This window comes from Streptococcus nasisuis, assembly GCF_040836615.1.
GTDB classification, from domain to species: domain Bacteria; phylum Bacillota; class Bacilli; order Lactobacillales; family Streptococcaceae; genus Streptococcus; species Streptococcus suis_V.
The window spans coordinates 1561632-1584255 of the sequence record NZ_CP162268.1 but is presented as its reverse complement, the minus strand read 5'-3'; the positions used below and the strand labels follow the sequence as shown (position 1 = coordinate 1584255).

Below are 22624 nucleotides of genomic sequence, written 5' to 3'. Positions count from 1 at the left end.
TAGCTTTTTTGGAGGCAAACATGACACATTTAGTAGATTTACGGAAGAAACCTTACAGCCTTGATGAAGAGGCTATTTCTTGGATTGAAGAAACCATTGCTCAGATGACCTTGGATGAAAAAATCGGTCACCTCTTTGTCAACATGGGGAGCCAGCGGACAGAAGAATATCTGACTGGAGTATTAAATGATTATAAGATTGCTGCTGTTCGTTACAATCCTGGACCTGCTGCAGATATTTGGGAGCAAAACTATATTTTGCAGACCAAGTCTAAAATTCCCCTTTTGATTGCAGCCAATACCGAATCTGGTGGAAATGGCGCTGTTACGGACGGAACGAAAATTGGGGACGAGATCAAGATTGCTGCGACAGCTGATCCCCGCTATGCTTATGAAATGGGGAAAGTTGCAGGACTTGAAGCAGCTGCGGTAGGCTGCAATGCCTCCTTTGCACCGATTATGGACCTCAGCCGTAATTGGCGCAATCCAATCATTGCAAACCGAACTTGGGGAGCTAATGTAGACCAAGTCATTGAATTGTCCAAAGAATACATGCGAGGCATTATGGAACATGGCATTGTGCCGTTTGCTAAGCATTTCCCAGGTGATGGTATTGATGAACGTGACCATCATCTCTCTTTTGCTTCGAACCCTATGACCAAGTCTGAATGGATGGAAACATTTGGACGGATTTACGGTGAGATGGCTGACGCAGGTCTTCCAGGTATCATGGCTGGACACATTCATTTGCCAAATGTTGAGAAAGAAATGCATCCAGAACGTGAATTGGATGACATGCTGCCAGCTTCGCTGAATAAAACCCTCTTGGATGAATTGCTTCGTGGAGAGTTAGGTTACAATGGTGCCATTGTAACGGATGCCAGTCACATGATCGGTATGACAGCCTCTATGCCGCGTCGTGAGCTATTGCCTACAGCTATTGAGGCAGGATGTGATCTTTTCCTTTTCTTCAATGATCCAGAAGAAGATTTGCGATGGATGAAAGAAGGATTGGAAAATGGTCTGCTTTCTGAGGAACGCCTCCATGATGCCCTTCGTCGTACCTTGGGCTTGAAAGCTAAACTCGGTCTTCACTTGTTTGAAGGTCGTCGTCAGGAAATCATGTTGCCAAAAGAAGAAGCACTGGCTTTGATTGGTAGAGATGAGGCGAAACAGCTTGCAAAAGAAGTAGCTGACAAGGCGATTACCTTGGTAAAAGCCAAACAAGAAGGAATTTTTCCCGTCAATCCAGAACGCTACAAACGGATTTTATTGGTAGAAGTGGATGGTTATAAGGGTGGTTTTGGGGCTATGATCAATGCTGGCAAGAAGAGAGCAGCCGATACGCTGAAAGAACTATTAGAAGCTCGAGGTCACCAAGTATCTATTTGGGAAAATACGGAGGCACGGATTGCCAAATTGCCAGAAGAAGAAAGACCAGCAGCGATTGCAAATGTCTATGCTTCCAAGCGTCCAATTGCCGAAATCACAGATAACTATGATTTGATTATCAATTTAGTTGATGTTAACTCAGGAGGAACAACTCAGCGGATTATTTGGCCAGCTGCTAAGGGAACGCCAGACCAGCCTTTCTATGTTCACGAAATTCCAACCATTGTCGTTTCAGTTCAGCACCCATTTGCACTTGCAGATATGCCACAGGTTGCAACCTATATCAATGCCTACGATGGCTTGCCTGACACATTAGAAGCCTTGGTTGCTAAACTTGCAGGTGAGTCAGCCTTTACAGGAGTATCGCCTGTTAATGCCTACTGTGGTTTGCTAGATACACGTATTTGGCGCGGAAAATAAGGAGGAAAGAATGCCTAGATTAGTTGATTTGCGGAAGAAACCCTATTGTTTGAATGAAGAGCAGATTGCCTGGGTAGAAAATACCTTGGCTCATCTGACTGATGAAGAAAAAATCGGTCAACTGTTTGTCAATCTATTCTTCTTCGGAGGGGATGCCTTTAGTGGAAATAATCTGAGTAATCAGGAATTGATGAACCGATACCACATAGGTGGCGCTCGTTATATGAATGGCAGTCCAGAACAGGTCCAAGGACTGATTAACGAGTTGCAAAGCTATTCAAAAGTACCTCTCTTGGTTGCAGCGAACTGCGACTCAGGTGGAGATGGGGCTGTGAAAGGCGGAACCTATATTTCCTCAGGTGCTCAATCGGAAGCCAGTCAGGATCCTCGTATTCCCTACCTAGCAGGTCTCGTATCTGCGCGCGAGGAGACTGCATTAGGTGTAAATGTCAATTTTGATCCGTGCGTGGACATTGTTCAGAACTGGCGCAATACGATTGTCAATACCAGAGCCTACGGCACCAATGCTGATGATGTTATTGCCTATACCAGTGCCTATTTAGAAGGATTGACTGCTGAAAGAGATGTTATTCAATGTATCAAACATTTCCCAGGAGATGGTACAGAAGAACGTGATCAGCACCTAGTCCTCGGTGTCAATGAGCTCTCTCCAGAAGAATGGGACAATAGTTTTGGTCGTGTCTATCGTCATCATGTTGAAGCTGGTGTTGAGATGATTATGGCGGGTCATATAGCCTTGCCACATTACCAGAAAGAACTGAATCCAAGTTTGAAGGACGAAGACATTTTGCCTGCAACCCTGGCTCCTGAATTGATTCAAGATTTATTGAAAGAAAAACTGGAATTCAACGGCTTGGTCATAACAGATGCCAGCCACATGTTGGGGATGACAGCAGCGATGCGTCGTGAAGACTATGTCCCAGCAGCTATTGCTGCGGGTTGTGATATGTTCTTATTCTTCAATAATTTAGAAGAAGATTTTGAATTTATGCTAAATGGCTACCGCAAGGGAGTGATTACTGACGAACGCCTTCATGATGCTCTCCGTCGTATTTTAGGTCTGAAAGCCAAACTCAATCTTCATGTCAAGCAAGCAGAAGGGACCTTACTAAAATCAGCTGATGAATTGGCTATTATCGGCTGTGAAGAACACTTGGCTTGGCAACGTGAAGCAGCAGATAAAGCAATTACGCTGTTGAAAGATACACAGAAAAATCTTCCAATTAGTCCAGAAACCCATCGCAGAATCCGATTGTATTACCTAGAAGGTGAAAAAGAAGGCATTATGGCGGCAAGTACAGAAGTGGTTGATAACCTTAAAGCTGCCTTGGAAGCTCGTGGTTATGAAGTGACTATCAATGATGGTACGACTCGAATCAAAGGTAAAACGCTGCAATACCGAGAAGAAGTTGACTTATCCTTGACTGTTGCCAATGTCATTGGATATGGAGCGCAGAATAATTACCGCATCCAGTGGAAAACTGCTATGTCAAATGAGGTTCCTTGGTATGTACATGAAGTTCCAACCATTTTCGTTTCACTAAACTATACAACTCACCTTCACGATGTTACCATGGTCAAAACTGCTATCAATGCCTACCATCATAATAAAAACACGATTAAATCTCTCCTTGATAAATTAGAAGGAAAAGATGACTTCTATGGTGTGCCAAACGAGAATGTTTGGGCCAATAAATGGCAAGCAAAACTATAAAACTAAACTCCTTTCTATCCTAGTGATATACTCCCCATATAGTGGACAGTGAAAAAACAAAAATTTTCACTAGAAACTATAAGGGGAGTTTTATTATGTCCAAAAGAAGTCCAAAATCTGTATCTGATAAACTAGAAATTGTTCTACTTCACTTGGAAGAAGGGAAATCACTTAGCTGGTTAACTAGAAACCAAGGTATTTCTAAAGACACCCTTTCGAACTGGGTTCGGAAGTACAAAGAAGCTGGTGTTGAGGGGCTAGAGGAAAGCCGTCAATGGAAGAAGTATTGTCGCTTATGTGGTTGGTCAGTTTAATGATAATGAGTTGGTGTTAGAAACACTTCGTAGAGCACGAAAAGCTAATCCTGATGCGACACCATTGATTCACAGCGACCGAGGTTCGCAGTATACTTCGAAGGATTATTACCGTTTAACTACCCAGTATCAGATGACCCGCTCCATGTCTCGTGTTGGTAAGTGTATTGACAATGCACCAATTGAGAGTTTCTTTGGGCACTTTAAGACGGAGTGCTATGATTTGAAGAAATATAAGACTTTTGAGGAGCTAGTTTCAGATATTGATGCCTACATTTTTACAATCATCAACGTATTCAAGAGCGCAACAACGGCCTTGCCCCCTCTTGAAATGAGGAACCAGGCCGTCGCCTAATCTTTTATTATTTCATTGTCCATTTGACAGGGAGCTGTTCATCGTGAAAGTAGTTTTTTTCATTTCAGAGCAATTTCTGCTATACTAGATAGTATAAAAAAATAGAAAGATTTGTGGGAATTTTTTCCCAAAGAGGTATTAGTGAGTGTCTCAATCTATTGCAAAACACATTAACGTTATCGGGGCTGGTTTGGCTGGCTCGGAGGCTGCTTATCAGATTGCCAAGCGTGGTATTCCTGTGAAACTGTATGAAATGCGTGGGGTTAAGCCAACGCCACAGCACAAGACTGCTAATTTTGCTGAGTTGGTCTGTTCCAATTCCTTCAGAGGCGACAGCTTGACCAATGCGGTCGGTCTCTTGAAAGAGGAGATGCGTCGTCTGGATTCCATTATCATGCGCAATGGTGAAAACCACCGTGTGCCTGCTGGTGGAGCTATGGCTGTGGACCGTGAAGGCTATGCGGAGGCAGTGACAGCTGAACTGGAAAATCATCCGCTGATTGAAATCATTCGCGGTGAGATTACGGAAATTCCTGACGATGCCATTACCGTCATTGCGACTGGGCCTCTGACTTCGGATGCCTTGGCGGAGAAAATCCACGCGCTCAACGGTGGCGATGGTTTCTATTTCTACGATGCAGCAGCACCAATTATTGATAAATCGACCATTGATATGGACAAGGTTTACCTCAAATCCCGTTATGACAAGGGCGAGGCGGCCTATCTCAATTGTCCCATGACCAAGGAAGAGTTTATGGCCTTCCACGAGGCACTGACGACGGCTGAAGAGGCACCGCTCAATTCCTTTGAAAAAGAAAAATATTTTGAAGGCTGTATGCCTATCGAAGTGATGGCCAAGCGTGGAATCAAGACCATGCTCTATGGCCCAATGAAGCCAGTTGGTCTAGAGTACCCAGAAGACTACAAGGGACCACGCGATGGCGAATACAAAACCCCTTACGCCGTTGTCCAGCTTCGTCAGGACAATGCAGCAGGTAGCCTCTACAACATCGTTGGCTTCCAGACCCATCTCAAATGGGGTGAGCAGAAGCGGGTCTTCCAGATGATTCCAGGACTTGAAAATGCGGAATTTGTCCGCTACGGCGTTATGCACCGTAATTCCTACATGGATTCACCAAATTTATTGGAACAGACCTTTGCCACCAAGAAAAATCCAAATCTGTTCTTTGCAGGTCAAATGACAGGAGTAGAAGGCTATGTTGAGTCTGCCGCTTCTGGTTTAGTGGCCGGTATCAATGCTGTTCGTCGATTCAAGGGCGAAGAGCCAGTCGTTTTCCCACAGACCACAGCAATCGGTGCTCTGCCATTCTACATCACCCACACCGAAAGCAAGCACTTCCAGCCTATGAATGTCAACTTTGGCATCATTAAGGAGCTGGACGGGCCGCGTATCCGTGACAAAAAAGAACGCTATGAGGCAATAGCGGAGCGTGCTTTGACGGATTTGGAAGAGTATTTGGGCTATTAAAATATTCAAGGCTAGGCTTTCTTTATGGAGTTCGTGTCAACAGCTTAGCACAGTTGAATAGCGGTTTCGTTCGCGTTTTATGCTTCGAACCAGACCTATTCAACTGTGCGGGGGCGGGCAAACGAACTCTTTTTTCTACCATTTGTCAAGTCCATCAAGGTATTTGACGAAAAATATTTTGAGTTCAATAGTCAAAATAAGGAAATTGTTTTCTTTTGGACTAAAGTTTAGTGAAAAAAGTGTATACAAAACCAACACCTTATGTTGAAATTTTTTGATAAGGTGTTACAATGATAGAGCATAAACAGTTTTATCGATTTTGGGTTGAAGCGTAATCGTAAAGTTTGTTATGCATAATGAGGTAATACATTGTCCGAATGAGTCGATGTATGGAGGCAATCGTGTGTGGCTTGGTTGAAGTCGTTTGCGATTGTCTTTTTCGTTTCTCATAAAAGTCTGCGATATGGCAAGGATTAGTGTGACTAGCTGAAGCGATATTGTGAATGCACTTGAACAGAATCTTTCTAGCGTAGGGATTGCCACGCTTGGTAATGTGCTCCTTAGCGAGGAAGCTTCCAGATTCATAGTGTCTTAGGTCAATACCGATAAAGGCATTGATTTGATTGGCAGACTGAAAACGGCGAATATCTCCCAGTTCGCCAATAATACTTGTTGCAGTCGTCTCAGCGATACCAGGAATAGAAAGCAGAATCTCATATTCTGGTAATGGCTGAGCTAGTTCCACCATTTCGTCTAAGACAGTTTGTCTCTGTTCAGAAAGTCTAAGCAATTCTTTTGCATAGTAACGCACCTCTTCCATGATCGGAGAGGTTTTCTTAACGGCACAATAAGATTGATTAGCTAGTGCTGTCAGCTTCTCAACTAAGTAAGCCACACGCTTGTCAGAAATCCGTTTTGAAGTGGACAGACGGATGCTCTTTGAGAGTTCATCCTTGCTTAACTCAAGCACGAAGTCCTTGCAAGGAAAAGCTATAACTAAGTTCCAGTATTGTTCCCCAGTTGGTGTTGACAAGATAGTTTCCAATTCAGGGAAAGTGACCTGTAAGACCTTGTGCAGGCGGTTTTTAGCTCGAACGATGTCCTCAGTTAAGTTCTGATAGAATCGACTGAGATCCCGCAAGTTTTGGTAGACTTCTTCTTGGACATACGTCGATTTACGATTCAGTACAAACTGAGATTGAGCTAGTTTTTCGGCGTCAATTTGATCTGTTTTTCTCACACGCAAGCTATCCAGTTGCTTCTTGGCTTCTAAGGGATTGAGTCGTGTATAAGCGTAGCTATGTTCATCCAGAAAAGCTTGAAGACGACGAGAATAGACGCCTGTTGCTTCAAAGATGATTTCTGGCTTGTGGACGGTTTTCAAATCGCCAAGTAGCCGAGAAAAGCCAATGGCATCATTGGACATGGTGTAGTTATGAACCTTCTCGCCGTTGACTAGAATGGCTACTTCTGAACTTACCTTACTCACGTCAATCCCAAATACTACTCGCATGATATTACCTCTTTGTCTTGAATGATTCCTTGTTTTAGTGATGTCATTTTCAATACTCGACGTCTGGCGTCCCACATACTTTGATAACATTCTTTCTAAAACAGGTGCCTTGCCAGTTTTTGATGCGACGTCTAGCGTCAAAAGAGTTCTCGACTTAACAAGACACCTCTACTTTATCATAAAGAAAAAGTAGTGAGTACTTTCTCCCGTCGGAGATTTCCTCACTACTAATCTTAGTATGTTTCTTTTATTGAGTTCTGGCCCACTCCCTTTTATGTTATAATCAAACCGAGAAATAAAAGGAGTTGCGAAATGGATCATCAGACCTGGAAGGGGATTATTTTACAAAAGCAAGGACTCTTACAGCCACAGTCTGCTGAGCAGATTTGTCAAAACCTAAATGGCTTGCAGGCTCAGTTTCAACCCTATGTCCACGTGGGATTTCTCAATCGGATGGCGAACAAGGATTTTCATCAGACGGACTGGCAGGAGCGATTTACTCGCCAGTGGTCTATTCGTCGGACAGTTCACGCCTATCTCAAATCGGAAATTCCTCTCTACATCCATGAAGGGCGAATGGCGATGGAGGGTTTTCTGAAACAGCAGGGGCAGGATGGATTGAGTCCGCAGACCAAACAGAAATTTCATCAGATTATCCTTGAAGCCTTGGAAGATGATCCCAAGGATCGTCAGTTTCTCAAGGACTTGTGTCGAGCTGAACGACTGACTGCAGAAGATGAGAAGGCGCTCTTCAACGCTTGGGGCGGCATTTTTCGCTATATGGTCGAGCGGGGCGAGATTTATCAAGCCTACGGCAGCAAGACCTTTCATCGTTTGCAGGATTTTCAGCCTCTTTCGCGGGAAAAAGCAGAGCTGGAAATCGCACGGCGGTATTTTGCAGGTTTTGGTCCTGTCAGTCTAGCAGATGCCCGTTACTACTTCAAGGAAAATAAATCTACTGTCCTAGATTGGATGAGGCAGTTGGACTTGAAAACTATAGAAGTAGCAGGGGAGGAACGTTTTTATCTAGGAGAATTAGAAGAAGCAGAAGTGCCAGATTACCTCTTCATTGCAGGTTTTGACCAACTTTTGCTAGGTTATGAAAAGAAAGCCAATCCCTTCTTTGATCCCAAGCATATTCGGCAGATTTATACACTGACAGGCATTGTCAAGCCAGTTGTTTTCTACAAGGGACGATTTGTGGCGACTTGGAAACGGGAAAAAGGCAAGATTATCCTAGATATTTTTGAAAACCTGACTGCCAAAGAGCAAGCAGCCTTGGAAGAGTACCGCAGAGATTATGAAAATCGGATTGCGAAGCTATAAGGTTCGTGTTTTATCCCCTATGAAAAGAAATAACTAAATTTTCTGAATATTTTATAAAAAGTATGATATAATAGAAAAAATACTAGGAGAGAATTTGAAATGAATAAGTCCTATTTTTATCTAGATATGCATACACATGAGCTACAAGTGCCTTTTACGGGACAAAAACGACGAGTGCGTGTTCTCTTGCCTAAGGGGTATGAGGAGGATACAGAGATCAGTTATCCGGTCGTTTATTTCCACGACGGGCAAAATGTCCTTTACAGCAAGGAGGCGTTTTCCGGACATTCTTGGAAAATTATTCCTACCATTAAGCGAAATCCAGACATTGCCAAGATGATTGTGGTAGCTATCGATAACGACGGCTTGGAACGCATGCACGAGTATGCGGCTTGGAAGTACAGCGAGATGGGCATTCCAGGTATCCAGTTTGGCGGAAAGGGGACGCTCTATGCCGAGTTTGTCATGGATGTCGTCAAGCCCTTCATCGACCAGCATTACCGGACCAAGGCAGACAAGGCTCACACAGCTATGATTGGCTCGTCCCTGGGTGGCAACATCACGCAGTTTATGGGGCTGGCTTATCAAAACCAAATCGGTCGTCTGGGTGTCTTTTCATCGGCCAATTGGCTCCACCAGGATGCCTTTGACCGCTACATAGAACGCCAGCAGTTGGATCCTGGCCAGCGGGTCTATATTTACGTCGGCACCGAGGAGGCAGACGACACGGACAAGACCCTCATGGCAGGCAATATCAAGCAAGCCTATATCAATTCCTCGCTGAGCTATTACACTCAATTGGTCCGTGGAGGGGTTACCTTGGACAATATTGCCTTGGAAGTTATTTCAGGTGCAGTCCATAATGAAGAGGCTTGGGCCCTTTATTTACCAGATTGCTTGCGTTTTTTAAGCGAAGATTGGAAATAAACACAGAAAAGGAGTTAGAATTATGAACGTAGAATTTTTAAGCCACTGGTCAGGAAATCTTGGTCGTGAAATGAATCTCAATCGCTATGGCCACGCAGGCATTCCTGTGGTTGTTTTTGCCTCTTCAGGTGGTTCTTACAATGAATATGCAGATTTCGGTATGATTGAAGCCTGCCGTGGTTCTATTGAGGCAGGCCATGTCCAGTTCTTTACCTTGACCAGCTTTGATACGGAAAGTTGGTTGGCAGATTGGAAGTCCATTCATGATAAGGCTGAGGCTCATCGTGCCTATGAACGCTATGTTATTGAAGAGGCTATTCCCTTTATCAAGCACAAGACAGGCTGGTTTGACCCAATGATGGCAACTGGTTGCTCTATGGGAGCCTATCACGCGCTCAATTTCTTCCTCCAGCACCCAGATGTTTTCAATAAGGTTATCGCCTTGTCTGGTATCTACGATGCTCGTTTCTTCAATAACAACGATGACTACGGTCATGACGACGTAGTTTACCAAAATTCGCCAGCGGATTACATTTGGAACCAAAATGACGGCTGGTTTATTGACCGCTACCGTCAGGCGGACATCATCGTCTGCACTGGTCTCGGCGATTGGGAGCAGGATGGTCTGGAGAGCTTCTATAATCTCAAACGTGCCTTTGAAGAGAAGAATATTCCAGCTTGGTTTGATACGTGGGGAACCGACGTTGCCCATGACTGGGTTTGGTGGAGAAAGCAAATGCCTTTCTTCCTGCATTCGATTGGATTATAAGAGAGGAGAACTATGAATTTTCTAGTTATTTCACCTTTTTACCCTGAAAATTTCCAGCAATTTTGGATTGAATTGTCTAAGAAGGATGGTATCAATTTGTTGGGAATTGGTCAAGAACCCTACGATCAACTTCCAGAGGAGCTCCGATCTGCCTTGACGGAATACTTCCGCGTAGAAAATCTTGAAAATCTCGACGAAGTCAAGCGGGCGGCAGCATTTCTTATCTATAAACACGGTCCAATCGACCGTGTCGAGTCCCATAATGAGCATTGGCTGGAAAACGATGCAGCTTTGCGGGAGCAGTTCAATATTTTCGGTGCCAAGCCTCGCCACCTCAAAAAGACCAAGTATAAGTCAGAGATGAAGAAGTATTTCACCAAGGCTGGTGTGCCGGTGGTTCCGGGATTTGTTGTTAAGAGGGAAAAAGACATTGACAAGGCTGTCAAGAAAGTTGGTTTTCCAATGATTGCCAAACCTGATAACGGAGTTGGAGCATCGGGAACCTTTAAATTAACCAGCAAGGAAGATTTGGAGACTTTCAAGCAGGCCTGGGACGGTCAGACAGCTTATTTCTTTGAGAAATTTGTTAATTCAAGCACCATTACAACCTACGATGGCCTGATTGACCATGAGGGAAATGTGGTCTTTGAGACCAGTTTGACCTATGTTCATACGCCATTGGAGTTGATGCTGTCTGGTAAGGACAATGCCTACTATATTGAGAAGGAAGTCGACCCCAAATTGGCTCAGTACGGTCGTGCCATTATCAAGGAATTTGGCATGAGAGAGCGTTTCTTCCATATTGAATTTTTCAAGGATGGGAAGGATTATATTGCCATTGAGTACAATAACCGCATGGCGGGTGGTTTTACAGTTGAAGCCTATAACTATGCTCATTCGATTGACTTGTTCCGCGATTATGCTAATATTGTAGCAGGTCAGGAAATTGAGGAGCGTCAATTCGAACCACAGTACTGTCTGGTTGCTACTCGCCGTGATAAGACCAATTATCGTCATAGTGCCGATGAAATTAAAGAGCGTTACGCCAGCAATCTCAAGACGGTCAAACGCATGCCAGATGCCTTTGCGGAGCTACAGGGTAACGATGCCTACCTGCTAGTGACTAAGAGCAAGAAAGAACTGGATGAGATGATTGATTTCATCGGAAAAACGGAATAATGAATGAAGCCCTGACAAGTCGTCAGGGCTTTTTCTATGTCTAAAAGTTAAATGGCAGCATGGAAATGAATAGTCCCAGAATAAAGAGTACAAAGAGAATGACTAGCGGCCATTTGATCTTGGTCAAAAAGGCGACATACTCTCGGATAAAGGCTGAAGGGATGTAGTAGTTAACTGTTTTACAGCCTAGTCCGTCACCGACCAGACCGATTTTCTTTGCATAGAGGCTGGTACGGAAAACGTGGTAGTCATTGGTGACAAATAAGAAACGGGGCTGGTCTTTCAATTTTTTTGTAAGAGGATAAAACCGTTGTAGATGAGAAAGAGGCCGCCAACCAGTACAAGAAAGGGAATGATGAGATAGGTGGAACCTAGGAAGAAATAGTGCATGTCTAGCCAATTATTCTCGTAGACAAATTTTTCGAAACTGATGTAAAGGGTATTCAGACTTGCGATTAAGAAAATGGGATTCCAGAGACTGCGACGGTCTCGAATGACTGAAATGAAAAAAGCAAGTAGACTGACAAGGGTTAAACCATATAAAAACATAAGTATCTCCTAGATTGTTCATAAGTATGCTTAGGCTATTGTACTAAAAAACGCTTTTCTTACAAATCTGTAAGGTTTCGAGTCAATCTTGTAAGTGTAGGCTGGTTTGAAAAGAGTAGAATGGAATCATAAAGAAAGGAAAGAAGGAAATCTTATGTCATTCAAATTTTTACAAGCAAAACCATATGTGGAGTCAAAGCCAGTCTCTAAGGAAACAGATGCAAAAGAACAGGCCGAGCTCTTGTCAGATATGTATCAGGAAATTCTGAGAATTAAATGGATGTATTAAGACTTGGCTAATACTGACAAATGAATAAAATCATGTTATCTTAGAAAGGAAATCAGATGAAAAAACGTATAGTGAGTTTAATTGGTGCCTGTTTCTTCCTGACCGCCTGTTCGGCATCCAATGCTGGTGTGACCTTTGACGAGGGTTTTCAGACCTTTCATTATCAAGGGAAAGATTATGGCGTAAGTTTGGAAGAAGTGCCAGAGGAGGATATTCGCACTCTTGAAGTAAAATTCCTGGAATATCCTGTTGTCAGGGAAACTGGAAATACCAAGGAAACCATTGCTCTCAACAGCCTCTACCAGACAGAGGATGGGACTTTGGCAATGGGGGTTCAGGACAGCTATTACAAGGTCGATGTGGGAAACCAAGTTCCTGAAAACCAACGTTTAGACTATCAAGGATTATTAGAAAACACAGAGGAGTAAAAGATGTTATTAGAAATCAATCATTTGGAAAAAGTTTACCGTACGCGCTTTTCAAAAGAAGAAACCCGTGCCTTGCAAGATGTGGATTTTAAGGTTGAAAAGGGTGAATTTATTGCCATCATGGGTGAAAGTGGATCTGGTAAGACAACCTTGCTCAATATCTTGGCAACATTAGACAAGCCGACACAGGGTTCGGTCATTCTAAGTGGAGAAGACATCACCAAAATCAAGGAAAGCAAGCTGGCGGATTTCCGTTTGCGTAACCTAGGCTTTGTCTTCCAAGATTTTAATCTTTTGGACACCCTGTCCATCCAAGACAATATCTTTCTACCTCTGGTATTGGCGCGAGCTAGCCATCAAGAAATGGAGAAAGGTTTGAAAGTCTTGGCGCCAAAACTGCGGATTCAAGATTTGCTGAAAAAACGTCCTTTTGAACTATCTGGTGGACAAAAGCAGCGCGTGGCCATTGCCCGTAGTTTGATTACACAGCCACAGATTGTCCTAGCGGACGAGCCAACTGCCGCCCTTGACTATCGCAATTCGGAAGACTTGCTGAATTTATTTGAGGACATCAACCTAGATGGACAAACCATTCTCATGGTGACCCACTCAGCCAACGCAGCCAGCCATGCCAAACGGGTTCTTTTTATCAAGGATGGTCGGATTTTCCACCAATTGTACAAGGCAGGTAAGAGCAATCAAGACTTTGCCAAGGAGATTTCGCTCAACATGTCTGCACTTTTAGGGGGTGAGTAGATGTTTTACCTCAAACTTGCTGGGCAAAATATCCGAAAATCCATGGGTGTTTTTGCTCCCTTTGTTTTAGCCAGTCTTGTGCTATTTACTCTGATTTGTTCCATGTTCTTGCTCATGCTGAGTCCAGTTATGAAGACCATGGGCTCTGGTGCCGTTTCTATCGGTCTTGGTGTTGTTGTTCTGACCATTTTCTCGGTCATTATGGAGATTTATAGCTTTAATTTCCTGATGAAACAACGGGCGAGGGAATTTGGTCTCTATAACATGCTGGGGATGAACAAGAAAAAGGTAGCCTTGATAGCCAGCCTCGAATTGATGATGATTTTCTTGCTAGTTGTGGTTCTTGGTTCTGTCTTAGCAGGTGTGTTTTCAAATGTTCTCTACTTGATTTTTGTCAATATAACGCATTATAGTGATTTGCATTTTGGAATAGACCCTCTGGCCTTTGTCATGACCGCCTTTCTCTTTGCTGGTATCTTCTTTCTCTTGGAATTGCTAGCCATTCGGACCATTGGTAAGACCAGTCCACTGATTTTGTTCCGAGCTAGTGAAAAGGGGGAGAAGGAGCCACGTGGGAATCTCCTCTTGGCTGCTCTTGGTGTCCTAAGTCTTGGGGCTGGTTACTACCTATCGCTCTCATCTAAAGCAGCAGGGTTATTTGTCATCTATCGTTTCTTCATCGCTGTGCTTTTTGTCATTGCGGGTACCTATCTGTTCTACATCAGTTTTATGACTTGGTATTTGAAGGCTCGACGGAAAAACAAAGGCTATTTTTACACGCCAGAGCATTTCATTACCACATCGCAGATGATTTTTCGGATGAAGCAGCACGCAACGGGTTTGGCCAATATTACACTGCTTGCGGTCATGGCCTTTGTGACTATTGCGACAACTACATCCCTTTATACAGGTATGGCAAATATGACCAGTGGACTTTATCCAAAGGAAACATCCATTACCTATCCTATTTCAGATAGAAGTCAGGGGGAAAGTGTCTATCAGCAATCGGTGCTCAGCCATTTTCCAGAAAAAGCCAATGACAATCTATCCTACCTGACTTACCAAGCTGGTCTAGTCTATGATGGTGGGAAGGAGATTGTCATCAGTCCAGAAACTATTGCCAATCCAGACTTTAGCAAGATGGCCTTTACCTACTTCATCACCCAGGATGATTTCAGGAAGTTGGGCAATGACTTGCCAGAGCTGGCTGCCAATCAAGTTGCCTTTATGCGTCCGAGTGAAAAGCCTTCGCTAGAGAAAGTCACTTTGGGTGATAGTAGCTTTGAGAACGTAGCCGATCTTGATAAAGCAATTTTCCCAGACATCACAAATACGCTCAATGCTGCCGTCATGGTGGTTAGTGATGATAGTGTTCTTGAAACCATTCGTAGTTACTTTGAAGCAAATAATCCGCAAGGCTATCAGGTTAGTCTGGACTACCGTGTCTTTACTGATTTGACAAAGGAAGAAGTGGCAAAAATTGGTGAACAGGCAGGTGATATTTACACTATTCTCGATGAAAATGGGGAGTGTCTTGGAAATGTCATGCAACGTTCGGATTTCAACAATATGCTCATGGGCTTCACAGGTGGTTTCCTCTTTACGGGCTTCTTGTTGGGCATTAGTTTCTTGCTAGGTGCAGCCTTGATTATCTACTACAAACAGTATTCGGAAGGGCATGAGGATAAGAAATCCTACAAGATTCTTCAAGAAGTGGGGATGAGCCAGAAGGCTGTCAAGAAAACCATCAACTCTCAAACACTATTGGTCTTCTTTATGCCATTGGCTATGGCGACCCTTCACTTTGTCGTTGCCCTTGTCATGCTCAAACAAATGCTGATTATGTTCGGTGTGGTTTCTTCCAGCATGATTTACACAGTTAGTGTCATCACCCTACTGGCAGTCGCTCTGATTTACTTTGTCATTTACAAGTGGACTAGTCGCACCTATTACCGCATTATTGAACGTTAGCAGAAGTCTCGCTTATGCGGGATTTCTTGATTTTTTTAGGAAATGGTGTTACAATGGTAATACCAAAGGAATACTAGAAGAGGTGAGAAAATGGCAGCTATTACATTGAAAGTTTCTGAGCAGGATAAACTCTTTATGCAGGCTATGGCAAAGTTTGAAGGGGTCAGCCTCTCTGAGCTCATTCGGACTAAAACCCTTGAGGCTCTTGAAGACGAGTACGATGCGTGTGTGGCAGACATTGCTTGGGCAGAATACCAAGAAGACTTGGCGAATGGAATTGAGCCGATAACATTAGAACAAATGGCTGAGGAGTTGGGCATTGAGTTATAAGGTTATTTTGTCTGCTAAGGCTCAAAAGCAAATTCGAAAGTTGGATAAAACTGCTGCAAGTTTGATTTTGCGGTATCTTTATAAGCATATTGACGGGTGTGACACCCCCAGACAACACGGAAAAGCCTTGACTGCTAATCGTTCTGGCCATTGGCGCTATCGTATCGGCAATTACAGGGTAATCGTCAGCATTGAAAATGACAAAGTGACAGTTACAAGTCTAAAAATGAGAAATGGAAGTATATAAAAGCCAAGACCTGTGTCCTGGCTTTTGCAGAATGAAGATGATGAAAAAAGCAAAGATTTATATTGTTGAAGATGATGAGATGATTGTCCAACTCTTGAAGCAGCATCTGGGAAAATCATATCAGGTAGAAAGTGTGCAGAATTTCCGAGCAGTTAGTCAGGAAGTTGCGGAACTCAAGCCAGACTTGGTGCTGATGGACATTAGCCTGCCTTATTACAACGGCTTTTATTGGACGACAGAAATCCGTAAAACCATGACCATGCCCATTATCTTTATCTCCTCTAGCGATGATGAGATGAATGCGGTCATGGCCATGAACATGGGTGGCGATGATTTTGTTTCCAAGCCTTTTTCACTAGGGATTTTGGATGCCAAAATCGGAGCCTTCCTGCGTCGGGTTAATCAATTCAGCAAATCAACTGATTTGTCTATCGACCAGTTCCAGCTTAGTTTGGACGGGCGATTTTCAAACGAATTGGAACAGGTTCAATTGTCTCCTACGGAAACCAAGATTTTGTCCACCTTACTAGAAAGACAAGGGCAGATTGTCAGCAAGGATGAACTCTTGGAAAAACTCTGGGAAAATGAAGAATTTATCGATCAGAATACGCTCAATGTAAACATGACCAGACTGCGTAAGAAGGTGAGTGAGGTCGGTTTTGAACGTATTCATACTGTTCGTGGCGTGGGGTACTTGGTCAAATGATAGCAAAATTTATCCGTGAATACCGGAGTTTTTATTTCGCCTATCTGGTTTTGGCCGGCAGTTTTATCTTGCTTTTCTATCTCTACCAATTGCCTAGCGAATTTCTGCAAAACGCTCTGCTATTGTCCCTAACCCTTATCATCCTACTGACAGTAGGCCTATTCTGGAAGTTTCGCAACCGCATGAGAGCCTTGGAAGACTATGTCCATGAAGAAGCTCTGCCCCTACTCAATAAGCCTGTGGACCTTGCCTATCTCAGCTTGATTGAAGAGGAGAAGGAGGCGATGCGGGAGCAGCTCCTGGATTATAAGTCACGAGAAGAGGACCTGCAAGCTATGGTCAAACTCTGGTCTCACCAGATGAAGGTACCTTTGGCTGCCCTGTCTTTGATGAGCCAGACTGACAATCTCAACCAGCAGGATGTCGATTATCAGCTCTTGCGCTTGGATAATTACATGGCCAATCTGCTCAACTACCTCAAGCTGACCAACCATGCCAGTGATTTTCGTTTTGAGCAGGTGGAAGTGAGAGAAGTAATTGTGGACTTGGTCAAAAAATACCGCAATCAGTTCTTGCAAAAAGACATTTCGGTGACCATCGATGGAAATTGGCTACTGAAAACCGATAAGAAATGGCTCAGTTTTGCCCTGTCACAGATAATCGACAACGCCCTCAAGTACAATAAGACTGGTGGAAAGGTGGTCATTGAATTGAATGGTGGAATTTCCATTTCCGATACGGGAATTGGGATTCTGGCAGAAGATATTCCACGCCTGTTTGACGAAGGTTTTACAGGTTTTAATGGCCGTGAACACCAAAAAGCTACAGGTTTTGGCTTGTATCTGACCAAGCGAGTCTTGAATCAGTTGGAACTAGCTATTTCCGTGGAAAGTCAACTGGAAGTTGGTACAACTGTAAGCATCACTAAAGTACAGTAAAAGCTGTGCTTTTTTCATTTTGAAACCGCTTCTAAAATATGCTATACTAAATTTAGTTTGAATTAGGAGGTTACTATGTCCCATCATCACGTCTTGCAAAATGGATCAGATATTCGTGGAATTGCTATCGCTACAGACGAATATGCTGTCAATCTCACTCCACAAGCCACCAAGGAAGTGGTTCGCGGACTTATCCATTGGCTAACTCAGAAGCCAGAACTGGCGCAGGCATATCAAAAAAGCCAATTGACCATCGGTATCGGTCGAGACAGCCGCCTCAGCGGTCCAGATTTGGTCGCAGCCTTTACAGAAGAAGCCATTCGTCTGGGCGTTCAGCTGATTGACTTTGGCATGGCCACCACGCCAGCTCTCTTCATGAGCACCCAGTATCCGCAGTTTGCCTGCCACGCTGGGGTGATGATTACTGCCAGCCATCTGCCTTATTATTTTAATGGTCTCAAGATTTTTTCGCAAAATGGCGGAGCGGAACATGAGGATATTGACTATATCTTGTCGCATACGGAGGCATTCCCAGCCTTAAGTCTGGGAAGTCTGACCCATGCGGATCTGATTACGCCTTATGCCCAAGATTTGGTTGATAAAATTCGTACAGCCTGCGATGGTCAAGATAAGCCATTGACCGGACTCAATATCATCGTCGATGCTGGAAATGGTGCAGGCGGTTTCTTTGCGGAAAAAGTTTTGGCCGAGCTGGGAGCTGATACAACGGGTTCACAGTTTTTAGAACCGAACGGTACCTTCCCTAATCATGTCCCAAATCCCGACAACAAAGAGGCCATGGAAAGTATTCGTCAAGCAGTACTTAAACAAGGTGCCGACTTGGGCATTATCTTTGATACAGATGTGGACCGCGCTGCCTTGGTTACCAAGTCAGGACAAATTCTCAACCGTAACAATCTAATTGCTGTCTTGGCTCAAATTACCTTGTTCGAGCATCCGGGTACGAGCATTGTGACCAATTCCCCAACCTCAGAACATCTAAAAGATTTTATCGAAAGTCTGGGTGGCAAGCAAATTCGCTATATTTCTGGTTATCGTAATGTGATCAATCGCGCCATTGCTGCCAACCAAGCTGGTGTGGATTGTCAATTGGCTATCGAGACGTCCGGTCATGCAGCCTTTAAGGAAAATTATTTCTTGGATGACGGTACCTATGTGGCTGCCAAAATTCTCATGCTTCTGCCTCAGTTGCAAAAGGATGGCAAGTCCCTGGATGATTTGATTGCACAGCTGAAACAACCTTTAGAAACGCAGGAAGTGCGCTTTAAGTTGGAGGTTGAGGATTATCGCGCGCTAGGTGAGCAAGTCATTGCCGACTTGCAAGCGACATCCATTGCCGGTTTTATTTTCAATCCAGAGAATGAAGAAGGAGTGCGCTTTGATGTGACAGACCCTTATGGAGACGGCTGGTTCCTTCTCCGCATGAGTCTCCACGAACCGCTCCTGGTCCTTCAAATTGAAAACGACCAAGCAGGTTATATGCCGAGCATTCTGAAACGTTTGTCTGAATTCTTGGATGGCTATCCAGCTGTTAATCAGACCAAATTAAAAGAATTAGCATAATTAGATGAAAGTCAGCCACTTGGTTGGCTTTTTGGTATGTACGACGGGCATGTCGTACATCTGAGGTGAAAGTCCTCCGTGGACACCCGCTACCGGTGAACCCCAAAGCGACTCCCAAGCCTGACTATCGTGAGGTAGCGGGGAGAGGAAGGGATAGCGAAATCGTGGCTCTACGAACAGAAACGTGATAACAAGGCGTATATAGGGGATGAGGGGGCATACAACTCTAAAGTCCAAAAAGGTAGTCGTAACCTATAGACGTAAATCACGAGAGTAAACGAGGAAAGATGTACGACTTATCCCGTGAGGTCTCATGAGCGTCAAAGACGTAGTAACAACGAATCATGAGAAGTCAGCCGAGGCCATAGTAGCGATGAAACTTCTGTAATAGAGGTGGAGCGAAGGGCTGAATATTTCAACAGTCAGGGGAGTGACTGTTGAAAGTTTGACATTGAAAATAAAGGCTGTCAAACCGAAGTATACCTACTTCACTTGTGTCTGTAAAACTAGCGGTCTGATAGAACTGGGTGCGGTCACGTATTGACTAGAGGAAAGTTCACCAATATAAGACGTCCCTCAGACACCGAAACAAGAAAGGAATACGCACATGTCACAGTTACTAGATAATATCCTATCTCGGTCCAATATGCTTGAAGCCTACAATCAAGTTAGAGCCAATAAAGGTTCAGCAGGAATTGACGGCGTAACTATTGACGAAATAGATGACTATCTCCGCAAACACTGGCGTTCAACTAAAGAACTCATAAAGCAGAGGAAGTACAAACCTCAGCCAGTCTTACGAGTTGAAATTCCCAAACCTAACGGCGGAGACCGTCAGTTAGGTATCCCAACGGTCATGGATAGAATGATACAACAAGCTATTGTCCAAGTCATTAGTCCTATTTGTGAGCCCTATTTCTCTGAGAGGAGTTACGGATTCAGACCCAATCGGTCATGCGAACAAGCTATTATCCAGTTATTAGAATACCTTAATGACGGTTATGAGTGGATAGTAGACATAGACCTGGAGAAGTTCTTTGATACCGTTCCTCAAGATAGACTGATGTCGCTTGTTCATAACATTATCCAAGATGGAGATACAGAATCTTTAATTCGTAAGTACCTTCATTCCGGTGTAGTCATCAACGGACAACGGTATAAAACACTAGTTGGAACTCCACAGGGAGGAAACCTATCACCGCTCCTGTCCAATATCATGCTTAATGAGCTAGATAAAGAGTTGGAAAATCGTGGACTTCGCTTCGTTCGCTACGCAGATGACTGCGTCATCACAGTTGGTAGTGAGGCGGCGGCTAAACGTGTGATGCATTCAATTAGTCGTTATATTGAAAAACGATTAGGTTTGAAAGTCAACATGACCAAGACCAAGATTGTGAGACCGAGCAAATTAAAGTACCTAGGATTTGGGTTCTGGAAATCATCTGAGGGCTGGAAAAGTCGTCCGCATCAGGATAGCGTACAGAGTTTCAAGAGAAAACTCAAGAAACTAACGGCCCGTAAGTGGAGTATTGACTTAGACAGCCGAATTGAGCGACTAAACTGGGTCATCCGAGGTTGGATAAACTACTTTTCTATGACGAACATGAAATCAGTCATGGAAAGCATTGATGAACGACTAAGAACTCGAATAAGAGTTATTATCTGGAAACAATGGAAGAAGAAATCTAGGCGATTATGGGGACTTCTCAAATTAGGAGTACCGAAGTGGATAGCGGATAAAGTATCTGGCTGGGGAGACCATTATCAATTAGTGGCTCAGAGGTCTGTACTGAAACGTGCCATATCAAAACCAGTCCTCGCTAAACGTGGACTGGTTTCTTGCCTAGATTATTATCTAAAACGACATGCGTTAAAAGTTAGTTGAACCGCCGTGTGCCGAACGGCACGCACGGTGGTGTGAGAGGGACTAGAAATTAGTCCCTACTCGATTTTTCTGGCTAGTTTTAAGAAGTTTTAGAAACATTTACAAGATTTTTTCTTAAATTCTTACACAAAATTCTTGACGAATCAATAATTAGTGATAAAATAGACTTACAGAAAGAAAGTGAGGTACTTAACATGACACTCGTTTCAAATCCTACTCAATTAATTAACGCTTTGGACAACAATGAAAAAGAAATTGTTATCACACGTACCATGACTTTTGCAAATTCCATCTATCTTCCAGCTGGTATCGACATCAAAGGTCAAGCACAAGAAAATGGCGTTCTGCCAACTGTATTCTTTTCACATTCTGATGGTTTTATCTTGAAAGGCGATGCTAAGATTTCTGATTTAACAATCTCAGCCCTTCAAGATAAGAAAGCTATTTCACTTGTGCCACAACAAGTTCGTGACAACTTCGGTCAGATTTCACTTGAAAACTTGATCGTGGACGGTCAAATTTCAATGATTTTCCGTGCACCAACCATAACTGCACATGTCGACACACACAACGTCTTGGTTCGCAAAGCAGATACGCGCACCTACCTTGAGCAACCACAAAAATATGGCGTAAACGTCCTGCAAGGTGCTTATACCCTTTACAATTTTAACCCCGATGCTAACAGTAAGATTACAGGAGCTATCAGTGAATTGAACGTCGGTCAAGACGGTCAACCTGTCATCGGATCTGGTGTCTTTGTTTCAGGTTTCAATGATGCTGGTGGTCAAGTTGTGATGGATAAAATGGTCTTGGGTTCAGTTTATTCTACTGGTCTCCTTCCTCAAGGTGCGGCAGATTTCATCACCGGTGGTGTCTTTGTTGTCTATGGTGCCCATGTTCACGAATTGTATCAGCTCGGTAAAACCGTTACTTACGGCGTCAATGACATGGTCTTGGATGCTTGGGGAACTGTTGACAAATGGGTCGTAGAAGATGAAGTGATTTCCTACGGTCAATCTGGTGTTGGTTTCGTAAACTTCGGTACTGTCAATGATTTCCAAGCGAAAAAAGCCATTTCTACCTACGGTGTCGGAGCTCGCGCCTATAACCAATATGATGGTACCTTGAAAGTCGGTCATTTTGCTGAAATCAATACCTACAATGACGGTGCTGTTGGTATTCAAATTTCCAAAGAAGTCGGTGAACTGCATATTGAAGGCGATATTACAACCCACGGTGGTGTTGGCCAATCTCTTGTAAAAGGTGTCAACGTGGATCTTCCAGCCTATGCCTTTTCTATCAAAGATGGCGGTTACCTTCATGAACTTCATGTCAAAGGCTCTATCCTTAGCCACGGTGATAATGTTACAACTGTCACTATGGAAGAAGGCGGTCGTTTAGACCAAGTCGCAGTGGATGGTAAAGTCGCTGCACTGGGCAACAATAGCAAAGCCTTCAGCGATGAAACTGTTGAAAAACGATTTTAAGAATGAAGCTAAACGAGACTAGGATTTCCTGGTCTC

General features: G+C 43.7%; 23 protein-coding genes. 20 read left to right on the top strand and 3 right to left on the bottom strand.

All coding sequences use genetic code 11. The features are described 5' to 3' along the window. The first annotated feature begins 20 nt into the window (after positions 1 to 20). From AB1F57_RS08020 to trmFO, 5 genes are all read left to right on the top strand, one after another. The gene (locus AB1F57_RS08020) at positions 21 to 1811 is read left to right on the top strand and encodes a glycoside hydrolase family 3 protein (RefSeq protein WP_367985591.1); all 1791 of its coding nucleotides are present in this window, start codon (positions 21 to 23) and stop codon (positions 1809 to 1811) included. A 10-nt stretch (positions 1812 to 1821) separates the two neighbouring features. Beyond that, complete coding sequence (locus AB1F57_RS08015) at positions 1822 to 3546, top strand: glycoside hydrolase family 3 protein (RefSeq protein WP_367985590.1); 1725 nt, start codon at positions 1822 to 1824, stop codon at positions 3544 to 3546. A 95-nt stretch (positions 3547 to 3641) separates the two neighbouring features. Then, positions 3642 to 3860: a helix-turn-helix domain-containing protein gene (locus tag AB1F57_RS08010; RefSeq protein ID WP_167785429.1), complete on the top strand. Its 219-nt coding sequence runs from the start codon at positions 3642 to 3644 to the stop codon at positions 3858 to 3860. Further along, complete coding sequence (locus AB1F57_RS08005; RefSeq protein ID WP_367985589.1) at positions 3844 to 4215, top strand: transposase; 372 nt, start codon at positions 3844 to 3846, stop codon at positions 4213 to 4215. The genes AB1F57_RS08010 and AB1F57_RS08005 overlap by 17 nt, the downstream gene beginning before the upstream one ends. A gap of 145 nt (positions 4216 to 4360) precedes the next feature. Then, positions 4361 to 5704: a methylenetetrahydrofolate--tRNA-(uracil(54)-C(5))-methyltransferase (FADH(2)-oxidizing) TrmFO gene (gene trmFO / locus AB1F57_RS08000; RefSeq protein WP_367985588.1), complete on the top strand. Its 1344-nt coding sequence runs from the start codon at positions 4361 to 4363 to the stop codon at positions 5702 to 5704. Between the two features lie 310 nt (positions 5705 to 6014). Here trmFO and AB1F57_RS07995 read toward each other — a convergent pair whose 3' ends face one another. Further along, complete coding sequence (locus AB1F57_RS07995; protein WP_367985527.1) at positions 6015 to 7217, bottom strand: IS110 family transposase; 1203 nt, start codon at positions 7215 to 7217, stop codon at positions 6015 to 6017. Between the two features lie 312 nt (positions 7218 to 7529). Between AB1F57_RS07995 and AB1F57_RS07990 the strand changes: the two genes are divergently transcribed. From AB1F57_RS07990 to AB1F57_RS07975, 4 genes are all read left to right on the top strand, one after another. Then, positions 7530 to 8543 carry a crosslink repair DNA glycosylase YcaQ family protein gene (locus tag AB1F57_RS07990; protein WP_367985587.1) on the top strand — a complete coding sequence of 338 codons (1014 nt, stop codon included), beginning with the start codon at positions 7530 to 7532 and terminating at the stop codon, positions 8541 to 8543. Between the two features lie 99 nt (positions 8544 to 8642). Next, positions 8643 to 9470: an alpha/beta hydrolase gene (locus AB1F57_RS07985; protein ID WP_105137864.1), complete on the top strand. Its 828-nt coding sequence runs from the start codon at positions 8643 to 8645 to the stop codon at positions 9468 to 9470. Positions 9471 to 9492: 22 nt separating this feature from the next. Continuing rightward, positions 9493 to 10239 (top strand): alpha/beta hydrolase-fold protein, encoded by a 747-nt coding sequence (locus tag AB1F57_RS07980; RefSeq protein WP_105137863.1) that lies wholly within the window; start codon positions 9493 to 9495, stop codon positions 10237 to 10239. 12 nt (positions 10240 to 10251) lie between these two features. After that, positions 10252 to 11418: an ATP-grasp domain-containing protein gene (locus AB1F57_RS07975; RefSeq protein WP_105137862.1), complete on the top strand. Its 1167-nt coding sequence runs from the start codon at positions 10252 to 10254 to the stop codon at positions 11416 to 11418. Positions 11419 to 11458: 40 nt separating this feature from the next. Here AB1F57_RS07975 and AB1F57_RS07970 read toward each other — a convergent pair whose 3' ends face one another. Continuing rightward, entirely contained in the window at positions 11459 to 11704 is a 246-nt protein-coding gene (locus tag AB1F57_RS07970; protein WP_245169952.1) for a YdcF family protein, read from the bottom strand. Next, positions 11701 to 11967, bottom strand: a complete 267-nt coding sequence (locus AB1F57_RS07965) for a hypothetical protein (protein WP_245169951.1) — start codon at positions 11965 to 11967, stop codon at positions 11701 to 11703. Before AB1F57_RS07965 ends, AB1F57_RS07970 begins: the two co-directional genes overlap by 4 nt. A gap of 154 nt (positions 11968 to 12121) precedes the next feature. Between AB1F57_RS07965 and AB1F57_RS07960 the strand changes: the two genes are divergently transcribed. The 11 genes from AB1F57_RS07960 to AB1F57_RS07910 all read left to right on the top strand — a co-directional run bounded on the left by AB1F57_RS07960 (position 12122) and on the right by AB1F57_RS07910 (position 22588). Next, entirely contained in the window at positions 12122 to 12256 is a 135-nt protein-coding gene (locus AB1F57_RS07960; RefSeq protein WP_367985586.1) for a hypothetical protein, read from the top strand. Positions 12257 to 12312: 56 nt separating this feature from the next. Further along, positions 12313 to 12684, top strand: a complete 372-nt coding sequence (locus tag AB1F57_RS07955; RefSeq protein ID WP_167785425.1) for a NisI/SpaI family lantibiotic immunity lipoprotein — start codon at positions 12313 to 12315, stop codon at positions 12682 to 12684. A 3-nt stretch (positions 12685 to 12687) separates the two neighbouring features. Continuing rightward, positions 12688 to 13440, top strand: coding sequence for an ABC transporter ATP-binding protein (locus AB1F57_RS07950; protein ID WP_367985585.1), 753 nt, complete (start codon positions 12688 to 12690; stop codon positions 13438 to 13440). After that, entirely contained in the window at positions 13441 to 15411 is a 1971-nt protein-coding gene (locus AB1F57_RS07945; RefSeq protein ID WP_367985584.1) for an ABC transporter permease, read from the top strand. 90 nt (positions 15412 to 15501) lie between these two features. Continuing rightward, on the top strand, positions 15502 to 15741 hold the full coding sequence (relB, locus tag AB1F57_RS07940; RefSeq protein ID WP_172014946.1) for a type II toxin-antitoxin system RelB family antitoxin: 240 nt from the start codon (positions 15502 to 15504) through the stop codon (positions 15739 to 15741). Next, the gene (locus tag AB1F57_RS07935) at positions 15731 to 15988 is read left to right on the top strand and encodes a type II toxin-antitoxin system RelE/ParE family toxin (RefSeq protein ID WP_167785422.1); all 258 of its coding nucleotides are present in this window, start codon (positions 15731 to 15733) and stop codon (positions 15986 to 15988) included. The genes relB and AB1F57_RS07935 overlap by 11 nt, the downstream gene beginning before the upstream one ends. Positions 15989 to 16025: 37 nt before the next feature. Further along, positions 16026 to 16694 carry a response regulator transcription factor gene (locus AB1F57_RS07930; RefSeq protein ID WP_248017942.1) on the top strand — a complete coding sequence of 223 codons (669 nt, stop codon included), beginning with the start codon at positions 16026 to 16028 and terminating at the stop codon, positions 16692 to 16694. After that, positions 16691 to 17632, top strand: coding sequence for a HAMP domain-containing sensor histidine kinase (locus AB1F57_RS07925; RefSeq protein WP_170238573.1), 942 nt, complete (start codon positions 16691 to 16693; stop codon positions 17630 to 17632). The genes AB1F57_RS07930 and AB1F57_RS07925 overlap by 4 nt, the downstream gene beginning before the upstream one ends. Positions 17633 to 17707: 75 nt before the next feature. Next, positions 17708 to 19216 (top strand): phosphomannomutase/phosphoglucomutase, encoded by a 1509-nt coding sequence (locus AB1F57_RS07920; protein ID WP_170238574.1) that lies wholly within the window; start codon positions 17708 to 17710, stop codon positions 19214 to 19216. A gap of 607 nt (positions 19217 to 19823) precedes the next feature. Beyond that, positions 19824 to 21101, top strand: a complete 1278-nt coding sequence (ltrA, locus tag AB1F57_RS07915; protein ID WP_172006496.1) for a group II intron reverse transcriptase/maturase — start codon at positions 19824 to 19826, stop codon at positions 21099 to 21101. Between the two features lie 194 nt (positions 21102 to 21295). Beyond that, positions 21296 to 22588 carry a hypothetical protein gene (locus AB1F57_RS07910; RefSeq protein WP_105137855.1) on the top strand — a complete coding sequence of 431 codons (1293 nt, stop codon included), beginning with the start codon at positions 21296 to 21298 and terminating at the stop codon, positions 22586 to 22588. Positions 22589 to 22624: the final 36 nt, after the last annotated feature.